Raw genomic sequence first — 6,825 nt, 5'->3', positions numbered from 1 at the left:
TGGTGCAGATGAAGGGAGTCGAACCCCCACGCCTAAGGCGCTAGATCCTAAGTCTAGTGCGTCTGCCAATTCCGCCACATCTGCATCTCTGTAAATTATTATATATTATAATATTAAAAAAATCAAGTACATAAATATATTTTTTATACAATGTATATATTTACATTATTATAGTAATCGGTTACTATATATTTATAAAAATAATTTAGGGGGTAATATCCATGAATATTATAGACAATTTAAAAAATGATTTTGAGAAAATTTTCAAAACACCTTATGAAAATATATTCTTCTCTCCTGGTAGAGTTAATCTAATTGGTGAACATACAGATTATAATGGTGGTCATGTTTTCCCATGTGCATTATCTTTTGGAACTTATGGAGTTGTATCAAAAAGAAATGATTCAAAGGTTGTTATGAACTCATTAAACTTTAAAGAATTCGGTTCAATAGAATTTGATTTAAATAACTTAGTTTATGAAAAAGCTCATGATTGGGTGAACTACCCTAAAGGTGTAGTAAAAGTTTTTAACGATTATGGTTTTAAAACTCCTCATGGATTTAACATATTAGTTTATGGAAATATACCTAATGGTTCAGGGTTATCCTCTTCTGCTTCCTTAGAATTATTAATGGCTGTAATTTTAAAAGAAAGCTTTAATTTTGATATAGACATGCTTCATATGGTTAAGTACTGTCAAGAAGCAGAAAATAAATTTATAGGAGTTAACTGTGGAATTATGGATCAGTTTGCTATTGGTTTTGGCTCTGAAGACTCTGCAATTTTACTTGATTGTAATACTTTAAAGTATAGATACAGTAAAATTAATATGGATGGATACAAAATAGTTATTGGTAATACTAATAAAAAACGTGGACTAGCTGATTCAAAATATAATGAAAGATGCTCAGAATGTGAAACTGCTCTTGCAGAATTACAAAAAGTTAAAAATATAAACTCTTTGGGTGAACTTACTGAAAATGAATTTGAAGAATTAAAGAATTATATAACTAATCCAATTAATAGAAAGAGAGCTAAACATGCTGTTTATGAAAATCAACGTACTTTAAAAGCTGTAAATGCTTTAGAGAAAAATGATTTAAATGAATTTGGAAAGCTTATGATTGAATCTCACAACTCTCTACGTGATGATTATGAAGTAACAGGAATTGAACTTGATACTCTTGTTTCTCTTGCACTTGAAATGCCTGGAGTTATAGGCTCTCGTATGACTGGTGCTGGCTTTGGAGGATGCACAGTAAGTATAGTAAAAGAAGACTTAGTTGATAACTTTACTAAGGAAGTAACAAAAGGATATACTGACAAAATAGGTTACTCTCCTACTTTCTATGTTGTTAACATTTCTGATGGAACAAGAAAATTAATTTAATTTTAAGGTGATATATTATGATAGATATAAATAAAGAATTAAATAGATTAATAAACTTTTCATTACAAAATAATCTTATAAAAGAAGATGATATCATCTATTCTAGTAATATGCTTATAGGCACATTAGGCTTAGATGATTTTAAACCTATCAAGATAAAGGAAAATCTTGAAACACCTTCTGAAATATTAGAAAACATCCTTGATTTTGCAGTTTCTAAAAAGATTATTGAAAACACAACTGCTGAGAGAGATTTATTTGATACAAAAATAATGAACTGCTTAATGCCAAGACCTTCTGAAGTAAGAACAGAATTTAATAATCATTATAAAAATTCTCCAAAGGAAGCTACTGAGTATTTTTATAATTTAAGCATAGCCTCAAATTATATTAGAAAAGATAGAATCAATAAAAATGTAATATGGAAGACTGAAACTCCTTATGGAAATTTAGATATAACTATAAACTTATCAAAACCTGAAAAAGACCCTAAAGATATAGCAAAAGCTAAACTAATAAAATCTACATCTTATCCTAAGTGTCTTTTATGTAAAGAAAATGAAGGTTTCTTTGGTAACCTTAATCATCCTGCTAGACAGACTCATAGATTAATACCTTTAAAGTTTAATAGTAAGGATTGGTTCTTACAGTACTCCCCTTATACTTACTATAATGAGCACTGTATAATTTTCAATAGTGAACATATACCTATGAAAATTTCTAAAACAACCTTTGAAAATCTTATTAATTTCCTTGATGTTCTTCCTCATTACTTTGCAGGTTCAAATGCTGATTTACCTATAGTTGGTGGTTCAATTTTATCTCATGACCACTATCAAGGAGGAAACTATACTTTTGCTATGGAAGAAGCCCCTATAGAAAAGGCTTACTATATTGAAAAGTTTAAGAATGTGGAAATAGGAAGAGTAAAATGGCCAATGTCAGTATTAAGATTAAGTAGTACTGATAAAGAAGAACTAATTGATGCTGCTGATTATATTTTAACTTCTTGGAGAAAATATTCTGATCCTTCTATAGAGATATTATCAGAAAGTAATGGAGAACCTCATAATACAATAACACCTATATCAAGAAAAAGAAATGGAAAATACGAACTTGATCTTGTACTCAGAAATAATAGAACTTCAGAAGAATATCCTCTTGGAATATTCCACCCTCATAATGAAGTTCATCATATCAAAAAAGAAAATATAGGATTAATTGAAGTTATGGGACTTGCTGTTCTTCCAGCTAGGTTAAAAGTTGAACTTTCAGATATTAAAGATTGTCTATTAAAAAATGAGAGTTCTATTTCTAAATATGAAAATTTATCAAAGCATGCTGATTGGTATAAAGAAATTTTAAATAAATACTCATCAATAACTGAAGCAAATGTTGATGATATTCTAAGAAATGAAGTTGGTTTAATATTCCTTGAAGTTTTATGTCATGCTGGTGTATTTAAAAGAAATGAAGAAGGTCTTGCTGCCTTCGATAAATTTGCTGCTTCATTAAAGGCTTAAGACAATGAAAGTTACAATTACAGAAGTAGCTAAAAGGGCTAATGTTTCCGTTGCAACAGTTTCACGTGTTATGAACGGAAACTACCCTGTTAAAGAAGAAACAAAAAAAGCTGTTCAAAAAGCAATTAAAGACTTAAACTATATACCTAACATGCAAGCTAAAGAATTAACTAAAAAAATTTCAAATACTATTGGAATAGTTTCTCCAAGTATTAATAACATGTTTTTCCCTGAAGTTATTAATGGGATACAAAATGAACTTAAAAATTCTAATTACTCAATAATACTTAATTGCAGTAATAATAATTCACTAGATGAAATTAGATGTATAAATGATTTAATAAGTAGAAATGTAGCAGGAATAATAGTTATAGACCCTAACACCAAAAATGTTAAGTCTAAATTTTATAACAATATTTCAAAACAAATTCCTATTGTTTTTATTAATGGTTACTCTCCTTCTGCAAATATTTCTTCAGTGTCAAATGATGAAGTCTTTGGAGCTAACATAGCATTAACTCATTTAATAGAAAAAAATCATAAAGATATTCTATTTGTGCGTGGTGAAAATAGTTTTTCTTATGATATAAAAGAATCTGTATATACTAATAAAATGAAAGAACTACATACTTTTTCTAAAGGAAATATAATTAACATTGGTGAAGGAAATAGTAAAGATACTGTTGATATCACAACTGAAGCTATAATTCCTATCTTAAAAACCAATAAGGCTACTGCTGTCTTCTGCTGTAATGACTTAATGGCTGTTGGAGTATTAAATGCTTGTAAGAAGTTAAGAATTAAAGTTCCTGAAGAATTGTCCATTATTGGTTTTGATAATATTGATTTAAGCAGATATGTAGAACCAAAACTTACAACTATCGACCAAAATATGTCTATGTTAGGCTCTAATGCAGCAAATTTATTGACTGAAAAAATAGAATTTGATAATAAATTTAGTAAAAGGGTTACACTTAACAATAAACTCATCGAAAGAGATACCGTTATTTTTACTCAGATTAAATAATTTCAAAATTTGTTGACATATTTATACTAGATAATTATAATTAACATTAATCAATATATAAAGCGATGACGAGAAGAGTAAGTTAAAGCTTCATTTTCAGAGAGAAAGTATTTAAGCTGGAAGTACTTTTAAATGAAATTAACTGAAGACTACCTCTGAGCGACTCTAATCAAGTACGTTTTTATCACGTTACGATAAAATTAAGTGACCTAGGAATCTTTATATATTTTTTAGGTAATTTAGAGTGGAACCACGGATATTACTTCGCCTCTATATTTTTTATAGAGTCGGAGTTTTTTTATATTGTAAATAAAAATATTTAGATACTTATATATACGAAAGGGGTAACAAAAATGATAAAGGTAACTTTAAATGACGGTTCTGTTAAAGAATTTGAATCAGGCGTTTCAGTTTTAGATGTTGCTAATGCAATTAGTGCAGGTTTAGCAAGAAATGCTTGTTGTGGTATTGTTGATGGAAAGGTAGTAGATTTACGTGATACATTAGATAAAGATGTTGAACTTAGCATTTGCACATTTGATTCTCAAGAGGGTAAAGATGCTGTAAGACATAGTATTTCTCACGTATTAGCTTACGCTGTTAAGAGATTATTCCCAGAAGCTAAATTAGCTATAGGACCTTCTATAGAAGATGGTTTCTACTATGACTTTGATGTAGATGTTCACTTCTCTTCTGAAGATTTAACTCATATAGAAGATGAAATGAAAAAAATAATAAAAGAAAATCCTGAAATAACAAGATTTGAACTTCCAAGAGAAGAAGCTCTTGAACTTATGAAGGATGAACCATACAAAGTAGAACTTATTAATGATCTTCCTGAAGATGCAGTAATATCATTCTACAAAATGGGTGATTTCACTGATCTTTGTGCTGGTCCTCACTTAATGTCAATAAAGAATGTAAAAGCTATAAAACTTCTTAAGAGCACTGGAGCTTACTGGAAAGGAAGCGAAAAGAATAAGATGCTTTCAAGAATCTATGGTACTGCATTCTTAAAGAAAGCTGACTTAGATGCTCATCTTGAAGCTTTAGAAGAAGCTAGACAAAGAGACCATAACAAATTAGGAAGAGAACTTAAGTTATTCACAACTAGTGAAGCTGTAGGTCAAGGTCTTCCACTAATCATGCCAAAAGGTGCAAAGATTATTCAACTTCTTCAAAGATGGGTTGAAGATGAAGAAGAAAAGAGAGGTTACCTTTTAACTAAGACTCCTTCTCTTGCTAAGAATGACTTATTCAAAATTTCAGGACACTGGGATCACTACAAAGAAGACATGTTCGTTTTAGGCGATGAAGAAAAAGATGATGAAGTATTCTGCTTAAGACCTATGACTTGTCCATTCCAATATGAAATTTATAAAGCTGATCAACATAGCTATAGAGATCTTCCTTTAAGATACAATGAAACAGCTACTGAATATAGAAAAGAAGCATCTGGAGAAATGCACGGTCTTATAAGACTTAGACAATTTACATTATCTGATGCTCACCTTATAGTTAGACCTGATCAATTAGAAGAAGAATTCAAGTCAGTTCTTGAATTAATCCAATACCTAATGGGTGTTTTAGGTCTAGATGAAGGTATTAGTTACAGATTCTCTAAATGGGATCCAAACAATACTGAAAAGTATATCAATGATCCAGAAGCTTGGGACAAAACAGAAGGTATAATGAGAAAAATCTTAAATCACTTAGAAATTGACTACTATGAAGCTGCTGATGAAGCTGCATTCTATGGTCCAAAGCTTGATTTACAATATAAGAATGTTCACGGAAAAGAAGATACATTATTCACAATTCAAATCGACTTTGCTGCAGCTGATAGATTTGATATGTACTACATTGATAAAGATGGTGAAAAGAAACGTCCATACGTTATTCACAGATCTGCAATTGGATGTTATGAAAGAACACTTGCTATGTTAATAGAAAAATATGCTGGTGCACTTCCAACTTGGTTATCACCAGTACAAGTTAAGGTTCTTCCAATTTCAGATAAGTATGCTGATTATGCAGAAGAAGTTGTTAAGAGACTTAAAGACCAAGGTATCAGAGTTGAAGCTGACTACAGAACTGAAAAAATCGGTTATAAGATAAGAGAAGCAAGATTAGAAAGAGTTCCTTACATCTGCGTTGTAGGTGAAAAGGAATCTGAAAGCAATACTCTATCTGTTAGAAGCAGAAAGAACGGTGAAGAAGGAAGCATCGATTTAGTAGAATTCGAAGCTAGACTATTAACTGAAATTGCTAACAAAGAAAGATAATTTATCCACAAAAAATAAAGTACAGTAAAAAAATCCTAAAAACAAGACAATCATACTAGTTTTTAAGCCAGTATGGTTGTTTTTTTTATATATTTGTATTTTTTCAAACAAATGTATATTTATTAGAGGAAGCTTCAATTTTTATTCCATCTATAAATATTGAGTCTCCAAAGATTTCACCTACTCTATATAGCATGAGTTTAAGTAACTTTTGTGACGAAGCTTGATTTTCCTTAACTTTGAAATAAGTCTTATATAAATTTGATAAATCCATCTCCTCAACAAATTGACTTAGCAAACGTACAGAATCATTACTTGAAATAATAACTTCTAAATTTATTGGTAATTTTAATTAATAACTTTTACCATTAATTATATAATTCTTTTTGAAATGCTTACATACCTGAAAGCTAGTTATAATCAGTACTCACTTTCAAAAAAAATTTTTACTTTTCTTTTTGATGGTTTTTTCGCACTTCTTTTTTACTTATATTTATATCATTGACTTTTTTTTGAATTTATTGTATTATTTACATAACGAAAGACCAGCTAATAATAGTCAAGTAAATTTTAAAAAATAATATTTTTTAAAAAAGGGT

The 6,825-nt window shown here is 29.4% G+C and carries 5 protein-coding genes, 1 tRNA gene and 1 other annotated feature; of the genes, 4 read left to right on the top strand and 2 right to left on the bottom strand.

The genetic code is table 11. The annotated features are described in order from the left end of the window. Nucleotides 1–84 (bottom strand) — tRNA-Leu (locus BM384_RS14285). 137 nt (nt 85–221) lie between these two features. On the opposite strand from BM384_RS14285, the gene BM384_RS14280 reads away from it, so the two are divergent. The 4 genes from BM384_RS14280 to thrS all read left to right on the top strand — a co-directional run bounded on the left by BM384_RS14280 (nt 222) and on the right by thrS (nt 6,226). Then, nucleotides 222–1,391 (top strand): galactokinase, encoded by a 1,170-nt coding sequence (locus tag BM384_RS14280; protein ID WP_090014566.1) that lies wholly within the window; start codon nt 222–224, stop codon nt 1,389–1,391. 17 nt (nt 1,392–1,408) lie between these two features. Continuing rightward, nucleotides 1,409–2,914: a UDP-glucose--hexose-1-phosphate uridylyltransferase gene (galT, locus tag BM384_RS14275; protein WP_090014564.1), complete on the top strand. Its 1,506-nt coding sequence runs from the start codon at nt 1,409–1,411 to the stop codon at nt 2,912–2,914. Nucleotides 2,915–2,918: 4 nt separating this feature from the next. Continuing rightward, nucleotides 2,919–3,941, top strand: a complete 1,023-nt coding sequence (locus BM384_RS14270) for a LacI family DNA-binding transcriptional regulator (protein WP_090014563.1) — start codon at nt 2,919–2,921, stop codon at nt 3,939–3,941. A gap of 56 nt (nt 3,942–3,997) precedes the next feature. After that, nucleotides 3,998–4,216 (top strand) — a binding site (T-box leader). A gap of 78 nt (nt 4,217–4,294) precedes the next feature. Continuing rightward, nucleotides 4,295–6,226: a threonine--tRNA ligase gene (gene thrS, locus BM384_RS14265; protein WP_090014561.1), complete on the top strand. Its 1,932-nt coding sequence runs from the start codon at nt 4,295–4,297 to the stop codon at nt 6,224–6,226. Nucleotides 6,227–6,329: 103 nt separating this feature from the next. On the opposite strand, the gene BM384_RS18700 is transcribed toward thrS, so the two are convergent. Beyond that, a complete protein-coding gene (locus BM384_RS18700) occupies nt 6,330–6,500 on the bottom strand; it encodes a hypothetical protein (RefSeq protein ID WP_207650731.1) in 171 nt (56 codons plus the stop codon). Nucleotides 6,501–6,825: the final 325 nt, after the last annotated feature.

Source organism: Clostridium sp. DSM 8431, from assembly GCF_900116755.1.
Classification (GTDB): domain Bacteria; phylum Bacillota; class Clostridia; order Clostridiales; family Clostridiaceae; genus Clostridium.
This window is presented reverse-complemented; position numbering and strand designations above follow the sequence as displayed.

Coding starts and splice junctions, on each gene's coding strand:
- BM384_RS14280 (WP_090014566.1), top strand. CDS start 222: ATGAATATTATAGACAATTTAAAAAATGATTTTGAGAAAATTTTCAAA.
- galT (WP_090014564.1), top strand. CDS start 1,409: ATGATAGATATAAATAAAGAATTAAATAGATTAATAAACTTTTCATTA.
- BM384_RS14270 (WP_090014563.1), top strand. CDS start 2,919: ATGAAAGTTACAATTACAGAAGTAGCTAAAAGGGCTAATGTTTCCGTT.
- thrS (WP_090014561.1), top strand. CDS start 4,295: ATGATAAAGGTAACTTTAAATGACGGTTCTGTTAAAGAATTTGAATCA.
- BM384_RS18700 (WP_207650731.1), bottom strand. CDS start 6,500: ATGGATTTATCAAATTTATATAAGACTTATTTCAAAGTTAAGGAAAAT.